Source organism: Butyricicoccus pullicaecorum DSM 23266, assembly GCF_900167005.1.
Taxonomy (GTDB): domain Bacteria; phylum Bacillota; class Clostridia; order Oscillospirales; family Butyricicoccaceae; genus Butyricicoccus; species Butyricicoccus pullicaecorum.
This window is the reverse complement of sequence record NZ_FUXW01000008.1, coordinates 50,736-67,883: the sequence shown is the minus strand read 5'-3', so window position 1 is coordinate 67,883 and position 17,148 is coordinate 50,736. Positions and strand designations below refer to the sequence as shown.

The following is a 17,148-nucleotide window of genomic DNA, read 5'->3' as shown; positions in this document are numbered from 1 at the left end:
TCCCTTAAAGTACACGGCAAATCCGCAGTCCTAGCATAAACAGAAGCGCCGCATAGCACGCTCCCGCTGTGCGGAGTTCGTACTTTCCCACCCTATCGGCGGCTGAAATGTATATCTGACGGAAAGGGAAAACGGGGTCGCAAGGGGTGGAAAACCGTAGGTTGTCCATCCCTTGCTTTCCGTTCCCCTCAGAAGGGGATTAACACTGGTCTTCCGGGTGAGACGGAAGCAGAAAAGTCAAAACTGCGGCGCCAGCCGCAAAAAGAAAACCAACCCAATGGGGTTGGTTTTCACATGAGCGCGCTTAGCGCGCAAAAGAGTCTTGCGACCTGCGGGTCGCGCTGAAAATCATTTTTTAGTTGATTTTCCCTTGCGGGGGACGGGAAAATCAAAAGGGGATTCCGGACTCTGCGGAGTCCGGCTCAGGGCGCTGCCCTGAGAACCCGCAGCCTTTCGAGAAAGGCTGGCGAAAGCTTCAATTAGGGGTGCGGTGGTTGGGTCACTCCCAACCCTTACAGACATCCACCCACGCTTTCGCGTCACAAGCGTCATAAAGCTCATTACAATTGAGCTTCACGCCCGAGTGATCATTTCCCGCAGCGGGATAGACATAATCAAACCGCTTGAGCGACACATCACAATACACCGCGACACCGGGATTGATGCCGAACGCGCACACACCGCCGGGTGCATGACCGATTCGGGGTTCAACCTCGTCCATCTTGAGCATGTGCGGCTTGACACCCAGTGCATCACGGAATTTACGGTTATCGATCTTGGCATCACCCGCCGCGACGATCAAGATAGTCTTTTCGTTATCGGGTGCATAGAACGACATGGTCTTCGCGATGTGAGCCGGCTCGCAGCCCAGCGCACGCGCTGCGTCCTCCACCGTAAACGTACCGGCTTCGGGTTCAATCACGCGGTCTAAGTATCCTTTATTCTTCAGATGCGCCTTTGCGCGTTCAATCGACATAGTAATCTGCCTCCCTCTGGTGATGTACTCCTTATATAATAGGATGTTTACGGGTTCACGTCAAGGATGACCAGTTCCGGTCGGTTGCACACGCGCGGCAGCCAGTTGCGGCACAGTCCCCGGCTGACGAGCAGCGTTGTGTCCCCCAGTTCGTGCAGGCCGGTGGTATATTTTGGGAAAAATCCCTGACCGGGTGCGATCAGTCCGTTGGACAGGACGAGCGGCAATCTGACCTGTCCGCCGTGTGCGTGGCCGGATACCACAAGGTCAAACCCTGCGTCTGTGTACCAGTCGATGAGTTCGGGGCGGTGGGATAGTAAGATGGTAAAGGCGTCGGTTTCCTGCGCCATGCGGCTGACCGCGAAAAACTGGTTTTGGAAGTCCGCAATGCCGCACGCCGGGTCATCCGTGCCGCAGATGAGCACGGTCTGATCGTTCAGCGTGACCGTCTTGCCCGTGCCGTCCAGCACGGTGACGCCCAGGTTTCTCGTCCAGTCCTTGACTTCCTCCGGGTCGGGTGTGCGGAACTCGTGATTTCCGAGGACATAATAGGTCGGGTATTTCTGTGCGATGATCTCCAAAAAGGCTTTGGCTGCGTCTCGCGGCTGCTTATCGTCCACGATATCGCCCGACAGCAGCACAGCGTCCGGGTGTTCCCGCTCGATTGCGCCGACGAGTTCGGACTGATTTTCCCCGTACCAGGTGCTGTGCAGGTCGGTGACCACGGCGAAGCGCACGGGTTTTTTGAGGTGCGGTGAAGCGAGGGTGTAATGCGTCGTTTGCAGACCCTGCCACAGGGCTGCCGTGCTCAGGGCAACCACGGCGCAGGCCGCTGCGATCTTCCAATAACGTCCTTTCATGTCGGTGTGACCCTCCGTGTCGGTTGCAGATAGATGTCTGTAAAAAGCAAAACAGGGCGACCTCAAAAGAGGCCGTCCTGCGATATGTTATTGCTGTACGAGCAGCAGGACGAGTTTGGCGTCCCGCTGGGTGGTGATGCCGGACGACTGGTTGAGTGCGGTGGTGTATCCATTCTTTTCCAGTTCCTGCAAGACCTTTTCGATCTTGGACTCGTTGTTTTCCACGCAGTAATACGCGGTGTTATCCTCCGCAATGATGAGCGACATGTCCTCGATGACCGGTACGCTGTCCGGGCTCTTATCGGTGCGCGATACCGTGTAGCAGCGCGCGAACGACATGCTGCTTACTTCCTGCGGAATGGAATTGCCGTCTGCGGCTGCCGAGCGATTGCCCGATGCGGCAGAAAACGGCATGATGGACGCAGTCGCGACGCCTGCGCTGTCACTCGACTCGGACGATGCACCGCTCGAGTCGGTACCGCTGTCCTGTTCGGCTGCACTGTCGCTCGACGACTTGGGTGCGACCTTGGCACTGCGCGGTGCGGCAGTTGTATCATCCTCGGTCGACTGCGTGCTCTCGTTCGTGTTCTCGTCGGTGTTGCCAGACTCGGTCGTCTGCTCCTCGGTCTCGGGCTGCGTGTCCTGCGCCGCGTCGGCCGTCGGGTCATTGGCCTGAATCGTGCTGCGCGGCAAGTCCTCGGCAGTCGAGACACCCGGGTCGGTCTGTGTGGATGCGTCCGCAGTCGCGGCCTGAAGCGGTGTCGTGCCGACGTGACCGAACAGTCCGGTCAGACTGCCGGTTGCCGCAAGCATCACGCATGCGGCTGCCGCTGCCAGCATGGTAAAGACCGGCGGACGGCGGCGATGTTTTTGCGGGGTTTGTATGATGGTCTTCTGTACTTCGGCCTCGATCTCGCCCATGATCTTCTCATGCAGCGCGGGCGGCATCGGGGTTTCCAGTTCCTTCCAAAGCTCGCGCATCACGCGCAGCTCTTCCAGATACGCCCGGCAGGCCGGGCACTCGGCCAGATGTGCGTCCAATTCTTTTTGTTCCTGCTCGGTCAGCGCATGGTCAACCGCAGCCGAACAAAGTTCTTCGTATCGTGCACAATTATTTTCATTCATGGTCTGCCCGCCTCCCTTCTGCTTGTTTAGACGAAGCAGAGAGCGAAATGTTCCCTCGTTCGAGCAAGATTTTGCGCAGGCTTGCACGTGCACGCGCCAAACGGGATTTGACCGTGCCCTCTTCCAGTCCGAGCGTGCGGGCAATGTCGGTATAGGTCATGCCTGCCACGTCGCGCAGCAGCACGACGCGCCGGTGCTCCTCGGACAGCTGCGCAAGCGCAAACTGTAATTCCTCGCGCAGCTCGCTGTTCTCGGCGGCAGCTTCGGGCTGCGCCATGCGCGAAGCGTCTGCAAGGTCGGCTGCCGGGCTTTCCTCGTCGTCGATCGAGGTCGGCATGCCCTCGGCTGCCTTCTTTCGTGCGAAATCTACGCACAGGTTGGACGTCACGCGGTACAGCCAGGTGGACAGGCTGCTGTCACCGCGGAAGGAGTCCAAATTCTTCCAGGCACGCAGGAACACTTCCTGCGTGATATCCGCTGCATCCTGCTCCGAGCCGGTCGAGCGCAGCGCCAGCGAATAGATGCGGTTCTCGTAGGCGGTCATGAGTGACTCAAAAGCGGCGATCTCACCCTTCTTTGCCCGGGCAAGCAGCACTTTCTCTCCAGTCATCGAACGCCTCCTTTCTCTTTCTCTCTCTTTCTCATCAGTCGGTAATCTGCGCCTTCATTTCCTCGGCCAGCGCGTGCAGTTCGGACAGTTTTTCCAAAGCCGAGATACGTTTTTTGAAGTCGCGCACGTGGGACACGCCCTTTAAGTACCAGTTGACGTGCTTTCTGGCCTCGAGCAGCGCGATGTGTTCGCCCTTGTCCTCTACCGCAAGCTCGATTTGACGAACGGCAGTGTCGATGCGCGCGGCGAAGGGCGGCAGCGGCGGCAGTTCGCCGGTCTGCAAAAGCGCGTTTGCGCGCTCGAAAATCCACGGGTCACCCAGACTGCCGCGGCCAATCATCACGAAGTCCGCGCCCGTGTGCGCCAGAATGCGCGGCACGTCCTCCGGGGTAAAAACGTCGCCGTTTGCCGTGACCGGAACAGACACGACCTGCTTGACCGCGCGGATGATGTCCCAGTTGGCCTGTCCGCTGTACTGCTGGCTGCGGGTGCGTCCGTGCACGGCAATCATGTCCGCGCCGGCCTGCTCGCACATGCGTGCAAACTCCACGCAGTTGATGCTGTTCGCGTCCCAGCCCATGCGGAACTTAACAGTGACGGGCACAGGTACGGCCTTCTTTACCGCCTCGACAATGCGTGCGGCAAGGTCGGGGGACTTCATAAGCGCCGAGCCGTCGCCATTGTTTACGATCTTGGGCGCAGGGCAGCCCATGTTAATATCAATGATCTCACAGCCCGAGATCTCGAGCGCACGCTGTGCGCTGCGCGCCATGCATTCGGGGTCAGAGCCGAAAATCTGGGCGGAAGCCGGATGTTCTCCGGGCGCGAGACGGAGCAGCTTGGGTGTCTTTTTGTCTCCGAACTCCATCGCCTTTGCACTGACCATCTCGGTAACGGTCAATCCTGCGCCGTGTTCCCGGCAGATCTGGCGAAATGCCAGGTCGGTCACGCCCGCCATCGGGGCTAAGATCAAGCGATTCGGTAGATTTACGTTGCCGATACAGAACACAGTTCGGCCTCCTTGTCGTTTTTTGATTCCGTCTTATTGTAGCACACAAGACCGCATAATGCAAACTTTTTCCGGGTTACAATTCAAAAACAGCGGAATTTTCGACGTTTTTTGGCAATTTTGTGGGGTTTTGTTGCGAGAATCAGAACGCAAACGGAACAGCCGATTCCCGCCCGGCCCGTAGGTCACTATCCTTTTTCCCGCGCCGTGCGCGGATAAAACGAGCGCTAGGCGAAAATCGGGGTCCAGGGGACGAGTTCCCTGGCGCGCTTCAGCCGCGCAGGCTGGCCGCCGTCCGCAGACGGCGGAATCCCCTCTTGAAACCCGGTGTCCGGCCCGGGTTTCAATAAATCCCGACAAAAAAAGAAAACCGTTCCTCTCGGAACGGTTTTCATGAGCGGCTTTCAGCCGCGGGAGTATTGCGCGACCTGCGGGTCGCGCCTTTCATTTTTGTTTTGGTTGATTCCGGCTTTGGCCGGAATCAAAAGGGGGTTTCCGGACTCTGCGGAGTCCGGCTCAGGCGGTGCCCACGTGTTAGGGCCTTGGCCGAACAAGTCGGCCACAGCCTTGCGGGAAAACGCCCCACTGGGGCCTTTTCTGGTTCCGCAAGGTTCGAGAAAGGCTTGAGCGAAAGCTTCAATAATTGGTGCGGTGGTTAACCGAGCCAGCCGACGACCACATGTCCGCCGAGGTATCCGCAGACGATAAACACGGTATTCCAACACGTGATACCCGCTGCCGTCCAGCCCGTATACTCGCCGACCGGTACCTTCAGCAGTCCCGCGGGAATCGACACAATCGTGCGCAGCACTGGGATCAAGCGACAGATGAAAAGCGCGCGGCCGCCGTGCTTCTCAATCCGTGCATGACATTGCGTAACAAAGTGCTGAAATTTTTTGTTCCCGCCGAACAGCTTATGCAGCAGCGGTGCGCCGCCAAACCGGCAGACACCGTACAGCGTCAGGCTCGCCAACGTTCCCGCGAAAATCGACAGGATGAGTGCGAAAATCAGGTTCAGCTGGCTCTGCCCCGCCAGCACCCCGATGCCCGGCATGATGATGCCCGCCGGAAAGCCCGGCAGATTCAGGTATTCACAATAACAGATGACCAGAATAAACAGATAGCCATACTTGGCGAAAAACTCCAGAAAGGTCTCGAAGGTCACGTCTACACCATGCTTTCTCTTTTGATTACCTCCTACTATAGCAAAGCCCCGCCCTGCTTACAAGGCTATGCCGCGGAAGTTCAAAAAGAATTCACGATGTCTTAAAAAACCAGACATGATACCGCCCACGCGGCACCCATCAGTCCACTTCCAAACAGTGCCGACAGTACCATCTGCGGTGCAGTGTAGCGTCTGAGCGGCAGCGGTCTTGCCGGGTGTTTGGCGTGGTAGCGCGCCGCCAGGGCGCATGCTTCCCTCAGCGCGTCACCGCTCGCCGTCCGTCCCTCCCGTACGATGAAGAACGCCTGCTCGAAAAACCGACTGTCGTCCGGCCGTACCACCACGACCCGTTTGGATACGCCTTTTACCATGGCTCTTTTTCCTCCTTGCTTTTCACTTCCTTTCCATTGTGCCCCAGTTCTTCCGGGTTTATACCGCCGGTTTCCGTCGCTCCAGCCGCACCACAAGGGCGGTCAGATCGTCCGATGCACCGCGCTTCTCGGCTGCCGCCACCAGTCTGGCAGCCAGTTCCTTGGGGCTGTCCCCTGCGCGTTCCTCCACGATCTTTTTCACCCATCCGTCATCCGTGCCGTCGGACACCCCGTCCGACAGCAGGATAAACAGATCGCCGTGCAGCATCCGTAAGGGTATGGGTGTCGCCTCCTCGGGCGACTCCATCAGTCCGATGGGTAAACTCTCTCCTGCAAGGGTGGTAATCCCTCCTCCTGTCTTAAGATAACTGGGCGCCGCGCCGCACTTGAGACAGCTCGCCTTGCCCGAATACAGATCGACCGTCAGCGCGTCCAGCGTCACCCCGCGCATGCCCTCGACCCGCATCCGAAACGCCGGCGCGACTGTGCGCAGCGCGTCGTCCACCGTAATGCCTGCCTTTAAAAATCGCTCCATCATAGACAGCAAAAGTCCGCTGTCCCCGGCCGCTTCACGCCCTGTGCCCATCCCGTCAGCCAGCAGCATGCACGCCCGTCCGTCCTCGGTGACAAATGTATGTACGGTGTCTCCGGATACCTGCTCTCCCTCCTTCTGTTTTTGACTGATGCCTGCAATGACCCGGTAGGGTGCCTGTTCGCGCAGCACCACCCGGCTGCCAAGGTCATCGGTCAGCGCTTCGGGTTCGCTCAGGCCGCAGCCGAGCAAGGCTGACAGTCCGACTGCAAACCCCTTCCGGTCTTGCAGGATGCGCTCGGCACCCTCGCCTGCAAGCTCGACCCTGAGCCGTCCGGACACGTCCCGGAACACGGCCACCTTATCGATCTTGCCGAACGCCTGGGCATACGAGCGCACCTGCCGCTCGCGGGCGGGCAGGGATGCCTGATCGGCAGACAAACTGCCGCCCACCTGCCGCAAAATCTCGGTCAGACCGGCGTACTGCTGGGCGATGAGCGCACGATTGTCCAGCGCACGCCGGCGATAGGCGCGGCGCTCGTGCAGGGCGGCAAGGCCGCGGTTGATGGCCTGCACGAGTTCAGGCAGGTGGACGCACCGACCCTGAAAGCCCTGCGGAAAGTCGCTGGCCTCGGCTCGTCCGCGTTTGAGCATGGGTGCAGCCAGCGTGCTGAATGCGTTCATGGTCTGGACAGACTCCTTCTGCCAGCACGCGCCGCACGCCTCGCAATGCGCGCAGACCGCGTCGGTCGCACGGTCAAAGACCGCCCGCACTTCGTCGCTGCTCTCGGCTCTGCCGTGCTCAAGACCGCTTTGCAGTGCCTCGTACAGCTCGCCAAAGGCCGCAGACGCTTCATTTGCGTACCGTCCCGCTGTCCGCCGGATGCGTCCGATGCTCTCGGCCGTGTCACGCCGCACTGGATTTAAGCAGTCCTTTGCGTACTGCCACACGCCGCCCGGCACGGCGGCGTAAATGAGCACGGCAAACACGCCCTCATAGAGTGCAAACACGAAAACCGGGTTTTCTGCGCCGACCAGGGCTGCACCCACGCCTGCGATCAGTGCCGCGACCGCAAAGCCCACCCGCCCTGCGCCCTGGAACGCGCCCGAAATGAGCGCTGACAATCCGTATGTACAGGTGAAGAACGCGCCCTGCCCGGTGTAGGCATCGAGCAGCGCGCCCGCTGCCACGCCGGCTACCGTACCGCTCGCGCTGCCGCCGAGGTACGCCGCCGCAAGCACCAGCGCATACAGCAGGATGCGTGCCGGGGCGATCGTCCCCAATATGGTCAGGTCGGAAAGACTGACCAGCGCCGACGCGGACAGTGCCAGAAATCCGGCTGGCCGCATCATCCGCATGGGACGGGCTGGCCCGAGCGCGAAGCCGTAACAGGCGGTCAGCGCACCGGTCGCGAGTGTCACGCACACAAACCGCGCGATCGGCGCAAGCGTGAACTCTGGGATGAGCACGAACCCGGTCGCTGCCATGCACGCCATCGCACACACCGGCATGAACCATACCTTCTGGCGGGTCTCTCGGTCGAACACATGCGCACACACCACAGCAAGCACACCGCCTGCCGCGGCTGTCAGTCCGTACAGTCCACCGCACAGCAGAAAGCTGCCCAGCAAAAGCCCCAGCACTGCACCGTAGCCGCCGCCGGCCCCCGCTGCCGCCGCTGCAACAGCCAGTCCAAACGGTGCATAGCCGCCGAACATCGTACCACGCGACAGCACGAACGCCAGCACAAACTGCCGCAGGCCTCCGACGATCACCCGCGCATGGTCGTCGTTCTGCACCCGCTGCGCCAGATTGCCCGCCCGTGCCGCCAGCGTGAACCCTCTCCTCGTAAACACATGCTTGTCCATAAACACGTCCCTCCTTTTGCTTGTGGGAACAGTATACGCCAAACCCTGTGCGCAGCCCGTCGGAAAATACAGCCGGGAATACCCTCGCCCTGGGCTTTTTTTCGGGCGGGAATGGGGAAGCAATGGGACTTTTGACGGTTCGGGTGTGTTTGCTCCCGTCCGCCGTCGAGTTCTGCGACCGATTATAGGGATAAAATCCAATGTTTTTCCTCCTTGCTTTTTGGCCGTTCAGCCGATATCATAGACATATAAGGGAAACGTCCCCAAAGGAGGAATTTTATTTATGGCTCGGAGGAAGCAACAGCCCTTCTGGCAGCGCGTCGCGCTGATCGTGCTCGCTGCGTTCGTTATGGCCTTCACCATCAAGAGCTTCGCCCGTCCGGGTGGTATCTTCTCGGGTGGATTCAACGGTATTTCACTGCTGATCATCGCCTGTCTTGAAAAATTTGCAGGCATCTCTCCACCCTTCGCACTCGTCAACTACACCTTAAACCTCATCCCGCTGTACATCAGCTTCCGCTATCTCGGCAAAAAGCTGACCATCCTGTCGGTTCTGAGCGTCGTTCTGACCGGTTTCCTGACCGACGCCCTGCCCGCCTTCCCCCTCACGCAAGACCCCTTGCTGGTTGCCGTCTTCGGCGGTATCTTCAACGGTCTGGCCGTCTCGCTGTGCCTGCTGGCCAACGCCTCGGGCGGCGGCACCGATATCATCGGCCTGTTTATGGGTGAGATCAAGGGCCGCGACTGCTGGAACGCTATTTTCCTGATGAACGTCGTCGTCCTCGGCATCGCAGGCATGCTGTTCGGCTGGGACAAGGCACTCTACTCCATCATCTTCCAGTTCGTCTCGACGCAGGTCATCCACACCCTGCACAAGCGCTACCAACGCCACACGCTGTGGATCATCACCGAGCACCCGGAAGAGATTTATCAGATGATCGCGGAGGTCACCAACCACGACGCAACCCTGTTCAAGGGCGTGGGCTGCTATAAGAGACAGGAACGTCAGATGCTGTACTCGATCGTGTCCAGTGATGAGCTGAAATTGGTGTGCTCGCGTATCAGCGCCATTGACCCCAAGGCGTTCGTCAATATCCAGCGCACCGAAATGCTCAATGGCCGATTCTATCAGAAACCGACCGACTAACCACCGCACCCCTCACGGAAAGTTTCGCCAGCCTTTTCAAAGGCTGCGGGTTCTCAGGGCAGAGCCCTGAGCCGTGTCCCGCAGGACACGGAATCCCCTTTTGATTCCGGCCAAAGCCGGAATCAACCAAAACAAACAAAAAAAGCGCGTCCGCAGACGCGCAACTCTCCGGCGCGCCAAGCGCGCTCATAAGACCCAACCCGCTGGATTGGGTCTTTCTCTTTGCCCTCACTGCCGCACTATCCCCAAACACACAAAAAGACCGCTCGGCTTCCCGAGCGGTCTTTCTCATATCTCTTGATTTTATTACGATGCCGACTTCTCGCCAAAAGACTGGTTCCAGTACGGCGCCAGCGCGTCGTTTCCAACCTCTACCATCTTGTACTCCTGATCGTCTGCCGCACGGTAGAAGAACACCGCGCCGTCATCGGTCAGATAGAACTGTAAATTCTCTGCCTTGGCTGCGTCCTTGCCCAGCAGCTTCTTAACTGCCGCAACATCGTTAAACGCATTGTCCATGTTGACCTCTGCGCCCGTGCTCACCTGCAGGTTGACCGGAATCAGCGTCTTGACTTCCTTGCCGTCCTCACCCTTTACGGTCTGGGTGTACAGCACGCTCAGCATCTCGTTATCGTTGCGCTTGACCTCGTAGGACATTTCTCTCTCGCCCTGCATCTCCTGAAGCGCTGCCGCCGGAGCCTCGAGCGACTGGTTCATATATTCCATAATCAGCTCGCCGGGTGCTTCGGTCACCTGCGGATAGCGGATGGCATCGGTGATCTTCGCCGATTCCACGTGAACGACCGCATTGTCCTTGCTTTCGGTGGTCTGTTCGGTCACGGTGGTGGGTTTGGTGTCCTGCTTTTCTGCGGTCGGCTTCTTTGCGCCGCATGCGGTGATGGACAGGGCGAGCGCCAATGCGAGGGCGATACCAGCGATAGTCTTTCTATTTAATCTGCTCATGTTGTTATCTCCTTTCGCTGCAAAAGCAGCTGTATACTCGTTGTTTTCTTGGATTTGTGCTAGTATACACAACTTTTTAGGGGTTTGTCGATAACAAAACAGAAACGAAATGGTTTCAACCAGGTATCATTTCTATGAACTTTTAGTGAAAAGGAAACCGAAAGGGTGGGTGGCGAGGTGGAAAATGGGGGGATTTAAGAAAAAAGACCCGATCCAGCAGGTCGGGTCTAATGAACGCGCTTTGCGCGCGAGAGAATCTTGCCGCCTGCGGGCGGCGCTTTTAATTATTTTTTGGTTGATTCCGGCTTTGGCCGGAATCAAAAAGGGGGTTCCGCTCGCTGCGGCGAGCGTCTCAGGGCTCTGCCCTGAGAACCCGCAAACCTTTGAAAAGGTTTGATCGAAACTTTATTTCGCCCACTCGTTTCATTCGCGCACGGCGCGGGAATGAGGATAGTGACCTACGGGCTTTGGGCGGGATTTCTTTTCCCTAAGCAAAAGAAAAAGAGACACCATTCGGTGTCTCTTTTTTCTGGTGGAAGTTACAGGGCTCGAACCTGTGACCCTCTGCTTGTAAGGCAGATGCTCTCCCAGCTGAGCTAAACTTCCATGTGGTGACCCGTACGGGATTCGAACCCATGTTACAGCCGTGAAAGGGCCGTGTCTTAACCACTTGACCAACGGGCCAAACTGTGGTAGCGGTAATTGGACTTGAACCAATGACCTTTCGGGTATGAACCGAACGCTCTAGCCAACTAAGCTATACCGCCATTTCAACAGTTCCTTCGCGCGGCTCTCTGCCAGCGACGATATTTATTATATGCTATGAGGTGCGTTTTGTCAACACCTTTTTTTATTTTTTTGAAAAGAATTTTGGAGCGCTTTTTGCGCTCCAAACAGGGTCTTTCCAAGGGCGATTTATCACACCAGCTTGACGGTGTAATAGACCGCGGTAATGAAGAAGTATGCGCCTGCGGCTACCATGCAGCCGAACGGCACGCGGCCGGTCAGCATGAGGCCTGCCGCCGAGACAGCGCCCATGATTACCGGAGTCAGGAACATCATCACGTACGCATTGCGCGAGAAGTCAAACACATAGCGGCGCTTGTCGCCCAGGCGGATACGGCCGAGATCGCTCTTGACCTTTGCAACGCCGATGATCTGCAAGACGTACAGCACCAGCACGCCCGCAAGCAGGATCTTCTTATAGTTCTCGCCCACAGCCGTCTGTCCGGCTGCAATCGCACCCGCTGCCGCTGCGCAGTCCATCGCGATGATGAAGAACTCAGGCTGGTAGGAGTGGTAAATCAGATACGCGAAGGCGTATGCCGGAAGTGCAACGTACAGGAAGTGGATACCGGTCGCAGCGTTATAGTCGATGATCGAGAACACGATCGCCAGCGCAATGCCGAATACGACCAAGGTACTGCCCTTGAACACGCGATAGGACATATCAAATCCGCGCTTCTTCTCACGCAGTACCAGGAGCACGCCGATGACCGCAAGCACGACGCCTACAATGCGCATAACCCCGATTGCCGCGAGGCCGATCTCCCAGTACACCGAGTATCCCAGCACATTGTTGAGAAACATCAGTCCGAGTACACCCAGCAGGCAGCCCGAGAACACCAGAAGCACCTTATTGGTGATGTATTCGCTTCTCTTGGGATCGGTCTTGCCGGGTATCGTCTGTTTGCTATTCTTTTCAGGCATCTGTGCAGCCAAAAAAATCAACTCCTAATACTTTCATAGATTGCCGCTCTCGTACAGCACCGCAGTGATCGCAGCCAAGGGCGCGGTCTCACAGCGCAGAATGCGCGGGCCTAAGGATACGGACGCAAGACCGCCCTGGACAGCGTCCCGGGCTTCCTCATCCGCAAATCCACCCTCCGGGCCGACCATCAGGGCGGCTGAGGCAAAGGAATGCGCGGTCAGCACCGCGCGCAGGCTGTTTTCCTGCTCACTCTCATACAAAAACAAGGGCAGATCGCTCTCGCTCGCCATGCGCACCGCCTCGGCAAAGGAGACGCACTCCCCTACCTCGGGCACGCGGCCACGGCCGCACTGCTGTGCGGCTTCCCGTGCGATCTTGCGCCAGCGCTCGATCTTCTTCTGCAGCGCTTTTCCGTCCGGACGCGACACGCTGCGTGCGCCCACGTAGGGCACGACCCGGCACGCGCCGAGCTCGACCGCCTTCTGGACGATGAAATCCATCTTATCGCCCTTGGGCAGCGCCATATATAGGGTCACGAAAACGTTCGGCTCGCCACGCGAGGCTTCGCGTGCGTCCACGCGGCAAACTGCCGTACCGCCTGCGGTATCGGTCAGGGTACAATGATAATCGGTTCCCGCACCGTCGCACACGGTCAGGGCTTCGCCCGGCTTCATGCGCAGAACACGCGTGATGTGGTGTGCGTCATCGCCGGTAAGCTCGATCGTATCCCCGTCGCATGCCCCGTCTACAAAAAATCTCGGCAAGGCGATCCCCCTCTCTCTCTTTCGCTATTCTCAAACCATTTTAGCAAACTCCCGCACACTTGTCTAGGGCAAATTTCGTCGAAAGCAGCCCGAGAACTGCCAAAATCGGTCTTATCGTACCGCGGTAAAGGCTGCCCAGCCGTTCGAGATCTGACGGTCTGTGAGGCGGAATCCAGCCTGTTCGAGCGCCTGTCCGACCTCGTCTGCACGCTCCTCGATGATACCCGAGGTGATGAGCGTGCCGCCCTCTTTGAGCTTTTCAAAGAACATGGGCGCCATGCCGATGATGATATCGGCAACGATATTCGCGCAGATAATGTCATAGCCGCCGCCGATCTCCTCGGCCAGCTTGTCATCGCGCAGCGCGTCGCCGTGCAGGGTCTTTTTAATGGTCACGCCGTTGCGCTCGGCGTTCTCCAGTGCGCAGGTCAGACAGTGCTCGTCGATATCGACTGCGACTTCGGGGTTTGCACCCAGCATACCGGCTGCAATGGCCAGAATACCCGAACCGGTGCCCATATCCAGCAGCTTTTCGCCGCCCTTGACCGTCTTTTCCAGCATGGTGATGCACAGCTGGGTGGTGTCATGGGTACCGGTGCCGAACGAGGACGCCGGGTCGATCTCCAGAATCTGACGTGCGCCGGGATCGTCTACGGTCTCCCACGACGGCTTGATCAGGAACTTTTCACCCACCGGGAAGGGCTTAAAATACTGCTTCCAGCCCCATTCCCAGTCTTCCTGACGGGTCACGCTCTGGTCGGTCACCAGTCTGCCGAGTACGTCGTCGGTATCAGTCGCCTTGAGTGCGGCCAGACGGTCATTGAGCGCTGCAATCTGCGCTCTGCCGTCGTCCGAGTCCTCAATGTAGACCTTGAGCTTGGTCTCCTGTCCGCGCAGCTCCTCGCACAGCTTCTCGTCTACATAATCCCAGTAAATCTCGGTATCCTGTAAAAATTCCTCGAAATCCGCGGCATCTTCCAGCGCATAGCCCTCAATGCCGAGGTCTTCGAGCACACCCTCGACCGGGTCAATGCCCGCCGTCGTGGTGAAAATCGTCACTTCAATCCAATCCATGTGGTTTCTCCTTTTGATGTGAGAAGGTAAGGTAATCCCGCCCGCAGGCGAGAACGGGATTCTCAAGGGACGGGTCCCTTGAGCCCGTCCAGGTGGAACCTGGTCGAGCCCGCAGGCTCGAAACTCCCCTTTTGATTCCCGGGATTCGACCCGGGAATCAACCAATTTCTTTTTTTAGTTGATTCCGGCTAGAGCCGGAATCAAAAGAATCTTGCTCGCTGCGGCGAGCGCTTTGAACGAGAGTTTTGTTGAAACCCGGGTCGCACACCGGGTTTCAATGGGGAATTTCGCCCGTTGCGACGGGCGACTCAGGGCTCTGCCCTGAGAACCCGCAGCCTTTGAAAAGGCTGGCGAAACTTTTAGTAAGGGGTGCGGTGCTTATCTTTACATGCAAATCAAGCCATATTTCTCAGTAAAATACTTCAAAATCCGCTCTTCCTGTTCCCAGGTTCCGTCATACAATGCCAGACCCGCATACACGCGCAGCGCCTTTTCCAAGAGTTCGGGCGACTGGGCGCACAGGCACACCGGGCGAGTGATCATATACAGATTCTCTTCCAGTGTGATAACGTCCTCTTCCTCTTCGATGAGCAGTTTAAACGCTGCCGGGGCTTCGTCCTCGAGTTCAATCAGACGCTCGTCCAGTTCGTGATCGCACGGAATTTCGTCCGAAATACCCGTCGTCCAGTCGATAAAGTGTGCGTCTCTGCCATCGGACACCAGTGCCACGTCGTCTACCTCGCGCGGGATGACCGTGCGGCCATGCGGTCTGGTGCGCACCAGATCGGCCAGACGTCTGGCGCGTTCGTGCGGCAGCGGAACGAACAGCTCGACGTTGGGCAGCTCCATATCGCGCAGCAGCCAGACAGCCGGGCATCTGACACCCAGCGAGACCCGCGCATAGGGCGCGATGATACGCAATGCGTCGGTCAGATCCTGGGATTCCTCAGCGGTCAGGATGATGGTCGACACGCCGATGCGCTGCAGGACCGCCACGGCGGCCAGCACGTCGGTGCCGTCCTCCATGCGTCCGTCCGCGTCGACCGGCAGTTCGGCCATGAGGGCTGCGCCCGAAAGATCGGTCATCGCCAGCACGGCGGCGCGCAGGGCACGGAAGTTCTCCGCACCGTGCAGGTAGTAAAACGCCGGGCGTTCCTGCACAAACGGCTTAAATGCCGCGCGGCAGGTGCGGATGTAGCGCTCGCACAGGGGTACGTCGCGATCTTCGGGCAGCGGCGGGCAAGCCGCCGCCAGTCCCACCGGTACTTCCGGGCAGGTCATACGCATTTTCTGCAGGGTGTCCAGATCGTGCGCCAGTGCGCCGCCGATCAGCGACGGGTCACGCGCAAGCAGGGTGTGATCGTCCGGATTGGTCAGGATAAGCTGTCCACCGGATAAGGGAATGGGTTCCATGGTCTCCTCCTTGGTGTCAGGCGGCGCGCCAGCTGCCATCTGCCTGCGGCTCGTAGCGCAGCGGCTTCTGTGCCGCCTCGGTGCACAGGGCAAGCGCCGTATAATACACGTCATCTATCATGCGTCCGCGGCTCGATGCGCTCTCACAGGCAAGGCTCAGCGCCTGCAGCGTATCGGTATCCGCGTTCAGGCGGGTGCCCAGTCCGGCATCCGTCTGGAACCGGCGCAGTGCGCCGAGTGCAGGGGTATCGAGTACGTCGGTCGGTTCGGCAAGGTAGCCCAAAGCGTGCAGGCGCTGGCAGACCGCCTTTGCCTGCGCACTCTGCTCGCCGTAGCGCACCGGTTTGGTCTCGTCCAGCGGGGCGGCGTCCTTGAGGTATCCCCGGATGGTGCGCAGCGCGTGCGCTTCCACGTCCGGGGTCAGTCCCTTGCCTTCCCAGCCGCCCGACCCCGGCAGCAGCATTTCCAGACAGGTCAGCACCAGATAGTCGCCGTCCAGCTTCAGATGGTACTGTCCCTGACCCTTGCCGTATGTCTTGCTTCCGACCAGCGTTGCGCCGCCGACCTCGTGCAGCACGCCCGCCATGAGCTCGGCTGCCGAGGCAGTATTGCCATTAACCAGCACAGTGATCTTATTGAGCGGCAGACCGCCGCCGGTGGAATAGTAAACTTCATCGCCGCCCTGATCTTCGCGGTAGTGCATGGTGGCGATCTTGGTCTTGGGTTCGATCATCAGGTCGAGCATGGCAAGCGCTGCGTCGATCATGCCGCCGCCGTTGTCTCTGAGGTCCAAAATGACCGCTTTGGTCTCTTTTTCGTCCAGTCCGTTCCAGATCTCCTCGAAATCCTCCGCGTCATTCATGGACGAAAACGCGCTGATTGCGATATATTCCACGCCGGGTGCAGCCTGACGGGCAGACACGTTTTCACTCAGGATGGTCTCACGAATCAGGGAAAAATCTACTTTTTTACCGTCCCGCTCGACCGTCACGCGCACGGTGCTGCCGGTCTCGCCTTGCAGCAGCGTGCCGATCTCGCTCAGCGGGGTCTGCGTCACGTCCTTGCCGTCAATCGCGATCAGGCGGTCATCTACCTGCATGCCCGCTTCGGCTGCCGGTGAGTGGCGCACGACCTCGCGGATGATCAGCCCGTCATCGGTCTGCGCTACCGCGATGCCGATGCCCGCGTAGCCCGACAGGGTGGAAAATCCGGCTTGGTACTCCTCCGCGGTCAGGTACATGGAATGCGCGTCCATGCCGCTCAGAATGTCGTTTAAGATGTTGGAAAGCGCGTCCGGGTTGTCTTCCAGATAAACCGCGTCCTCGTCTATGGTTTCCTGCGGAATGGGTGACTGTTCGGCAATCAGTCCGCGCTCGTTGATGATGTCGGCGGCGCGGCGAAAACGCTCGGATGCGGTGAGCGCTGCCGCCTGTCCGGTCAAAATGGTCAGACACAGCACGACTGCCATACAGGTTTGCAGGATTCGCTTCAAAGATACGCTCCTTTCACGGCGGATACCAGAGTTCCTTGGGTGAATCGGGCGCGAAGGCCGCGCCCGG

At 58.8% G+C, this 17,148-nt stretch carries 16 protein-coding genes and 3 tRNA genes; 2 read left to right on the top strand and 17 right to left on the bottom strand.

Annotated features, from left to right (window positions below; genetic code table 11):
* Window positions 1–499 precede the first annotated feature (499 nt).
* From B5D52_RS11845 to B5D52_RS11810, 8 genes are all read right to left on the bottom strand, one after another.
* Entirely contained in the window at window positions 500–976 is a 477-nt protein-coding gene (locus tag B5D52_RS11845; RefSeq protein ID WP_016148799.1) for a YbaK/EbsC family protein, read from the bottom strand.
* A gap of 47 nt (window positions 977–1,023) precedes the next feature.
* Window positions 1,024–1,836 (bottom strand): metallophosphoesterase, encoded by an 813-nt coding sequence (locus B5D52_RS11840; protein WP_016148800.1) that lies wholly within the window; start codon window positions 1,834–1,836, stop codon window positions 1,024–1,026.
* A gap of 87 nt (window positions 1,837–1,923) precedes the next feature.
* Complete coding sequence (locus B5D52_RS11835; RefSeq protein WP_016148801.1) at window positions 1,924–2,961, bottom strand: anti-sigma factor family protein; 1,038 nt, start codon at window positions 2,959–2,961, stop codon at window positions 1,924–1,926.
* Window positions 2,954–3,571 (bottom strand): RNA polymerase sigma factor, encoded by a 618-nt coding sequence (locus B5D52_RS11830; protein WP_016148802.1) that lies wholly within the window; start codon window positions 3,569–3,571, stop codon window positions 2,954–2,956. The genes B5D52_RS11835 and B5D52_RS11830 overlap by 8 nt, the downstream gene beginning before the upstream one ends.
* Before the next feature lie 34 nt (window positions 3,572–3,605).
* Window positions 3,606–4,580 (bottom strand): tRNA dihydrouridine synthase DusB, encoded by a 975-nt coding sequence (gene dusB / locus B5D52_RS11825; RefSeq protein ID WP_016148803.1) that lies wholly within the window; start codon window positions 4,578–4,580, stop codon window positions 3,606–3,608.
* 655 nt (window positions 4,581–5,235) lie between these two features.
* Window positions 5,236–5,745, bottom strand: coding sequence for a DedA family protein (locus B5D52_RS11820; RefSeq protein ID WP_016148804.1), 510 nt, complete (start codon window positions 5,743–5,745; stop codon window positions 5,236–5,238).
* A 101-nt stretch (window positions 5,746–5,846) separates the two neighbouring features.
* The gene (locus B5D52_RS11815; protein ID WP_016148805.1) at window positions 5,847–6,116 is read right to left on the bottom strand and encodes a hypothetical protein; all 270 of its coding nucleotides are present in this window, start codon (window positions 6,114–6,116) and stop codon (window positions 5,847–5,849) included.
* Window positions 6,117–6,174: 58 nt separating this feature from the next.
* Window positions 6,175–8,517, bottom strand: a complete 2,343-nt coding sequence (locus B5D52_RS11810; protein WP_016148806.1) for a SpoIIE family protein phosphatase — start codon at window positions 8,515–8,517, stop codon at window positions 6,175–6,177.
* 283 nt (window positions 8,518–8,800) lie between these two features.
* Here B5D52_RS11810 and B5D52_RS11805 point away from each other — a divergent pair, with 283 nt between their 5' ends.
* The gene (locus B5D52_RS11805; protein WP_016148807.1) at window positions 8,801–9,664 is read left to right on the top strand and encodes a YitT family protein; all 864 of its coding nucleotides are present in this window, start codon (window positions 8,801–8,803) and stop codon (window positions 9,662–9,664) included.
* A 306-nt stretch (window positions 9,665–9,970) separates the two neighbouring features.
* On the opposite strand, the gene B5D52_RS11800 is transcribed toward B5D52_RS11805, so the two are convergent.
* Window positions 9,971–10,627 carry a hypothetical protein gene (locus tag B5D52_RS11800; RefSeq protein ID WP_016148808.1) on the bottom strand — a complete coding sequence of 219 codons (657 nt, stop codon included), beginning with the start codon at window positions 10,625–10,627 and terminating at the stop codon, window positions 9,971–9,973.
* 184 nt (window positions 10,628–10,811) lie between these two features.
* Between B5D52_RS11800 and B5D52_RS11795 the strand changes: the two genes are divergently transcribed.
* Window positions 10,812–11,024 carry a hypothetical protein gene (locus B5D52_RS11795; protein WP_016148809.1) on the top strand — a complete coding sequence of 71 codons (213 nt, stop codon included), beginning with the start codon at window positions 10,812–10,814 and terminating at the stop codon, window positions 11,022–11,024.
* 133 nt (window positions 11,025–11,157) lie between these two features.
* On the opposite strand, the gene B5D52_RS11790 is transcribed toward B5D52_RS11795, so the two are convergent.
* The 8 genes from B5D52_RS11790 to B5D52_RS11755 form a co-directional block, all read right to left on the bottom strand.
* A tRNA-Val gene (locus B5D52_RS11790) sits at window positions 11,158–11,233 on the bottom strand.
* 3 nt (window positions 11,234–11,236) lie between these two features.
* A tRNA-Glu gene (locus B5D52_RS11785) sits at window positions 11,237–11,311 on the bottom strand.
* 6 nt (window positions 11,312–11,317) lie between these two features.
* A tRNA-Met gene (locus B5D52_RS11780) sits at window positions 11,318–11,394 on the bottom strand.
* A gap of 151 nt (window positions 11,395–11,545) precedes the next feature.
* Window positions 11,546–12,349 (bottom strand): hypothetical protein, encoded by an 804-nt coding sequence (locus B5D52_RS11775; RefSeq protein ID WP_016148810.1) that lies wholly within the window; start codon window positions 12,347–12,349, stop codon window positions 11,546–11,548.
* Between the two features lie 21 nt (window positions 12,350–12,370).
* A complete protein-coding gene (locus tag B5D52_RS11770) occupies window positions 12,371–13,102 on the bottom strand; it encodes a 16S rRNA (uracil(1498)-N(3))-methyltransferase (RefSeq protein ID WP_016148811.1) in 732 nt (243 codons plus the stop codon).
* 111 nt (window positions 13,103–13,213) lie between these two features.
* Complete coding sequence (gene prmA / locus B5D52_RS11765) at window positions 13,214–14,176, bottom strand: 50S ribosomal protein L11 methyltransferase (protein WP_016148812.1); 963 nt, start codon at window positions 14,174–14,176, stop codon at window positions 13,214–13,216.
* A 384-nt stretch (window positions 14,177–14,560) separates the two neighbouring features.
* The gene (locus B5D52_RS11760) at window positions 14,561–15,628 is read right to left on the bottom strand and encodes a hypothetical protein (protein WP_040333025.1); all 1,068 of its coding nucleotides are present in this window, start codon (window positions 15,626–15,628) and stop codon (window positions 14,561–14,563) included.
* Window positions 15,606–17,081 (bottom strand): S41 family peptidase, encoded by a 1,476-nt coding sequence (locus B5D52_RS11755; RefSeq protein WP_016148814.1) that lies wholly within the window; start codon window positions 17,079–17,081, stop codon window positions 15,606–15,608. Before B5D52_RS11755 ends, B5D52_RS11760 begins: the two co-directional genes overlap by 23 nt.
* Window positions 17,082–17,148 lie beyond the last annotated feature (67 nt).

Bases quoted from the DNA above. Each gene is read 5' to 3' on its own strand.
- B5D52_RS11845 (WP_016148799.1), bottom strand. From the start codon at position 976: ATGTCGATTGAACGCGCAAAGGCGCATCTGAAGAATAAAGGATACTTA.
- B5D52_RS11840 (WP_016148800.1), bottom strand. From the start codon at position 1,836: ATGAAAGGACGTTATTGGAAGATCGCAGCGGCCTGCGCCGTGGTTGCC.
- B5D52_RS11835 (WP_016148801.1), bottom strand. From the start codon at position 2,961: ATGAATGAAAATAATTGTGCACGATACGAAGAACTTTGTTCGGCTGCG.
- B5D52_RS11830 (WP_016148802.1), bottom strand. From the start codon at position 3,571: ATGACTGGAGAGAAAGTGCTGCTTGCCCGGGCAAAGAAGGGTGAGATC.
- B5D52_RS11815 (WP_016148805.1), bottom strand. From the start codon at position 6,116: ATGGTAAAAGGCGTATCCAAACGGGTCGTGGTGGTACGGCCGGACGAC.
- B5D52_RS11810 (WP_016148806.1), bottom strand. From the start codon at position 8,517: ATGGACAAGCATGTGTTTACGAGGAGAGGGTTCACGCTGGCGGCACGG.
- B5D52_RS11805 (WP_016148807.1), top strand. From the start codon at position 8,801: ATGGCTCGGAGGAAGCAACAGCCCTTCTGGCAGCGCGTCGCGCTGATC.
- B5D52_RS11800 (WP_016148808.1), bottom strand. From the start codon at position 10,627: ATGAGCAGATTAAATAGAAAGACTATCGCTGGTATCGCCCTCGCATTG.
- B5D52_RS11795 (WP_016148809.1), top strand. From the start codon at position 10,812: ATGGGGGGATTTAAGAAAAAAGACCCGATCCAGCAGGTCGGGTCTAAT.
- prmA (WP_016148812.1), bottom strand. From the start codon at position 14,176: ATGGATTGGATTGAAGTGACGATTTTCACCACGACGGCGGGCATTGAC.
- B5D52_RS11760 (WP_040333025.1), bottom strand. From the start codon at position 15,628: ATGGCAGCTGGCGCGCCGCCTGACACCAAGGAGGAGACCATGGAACCC.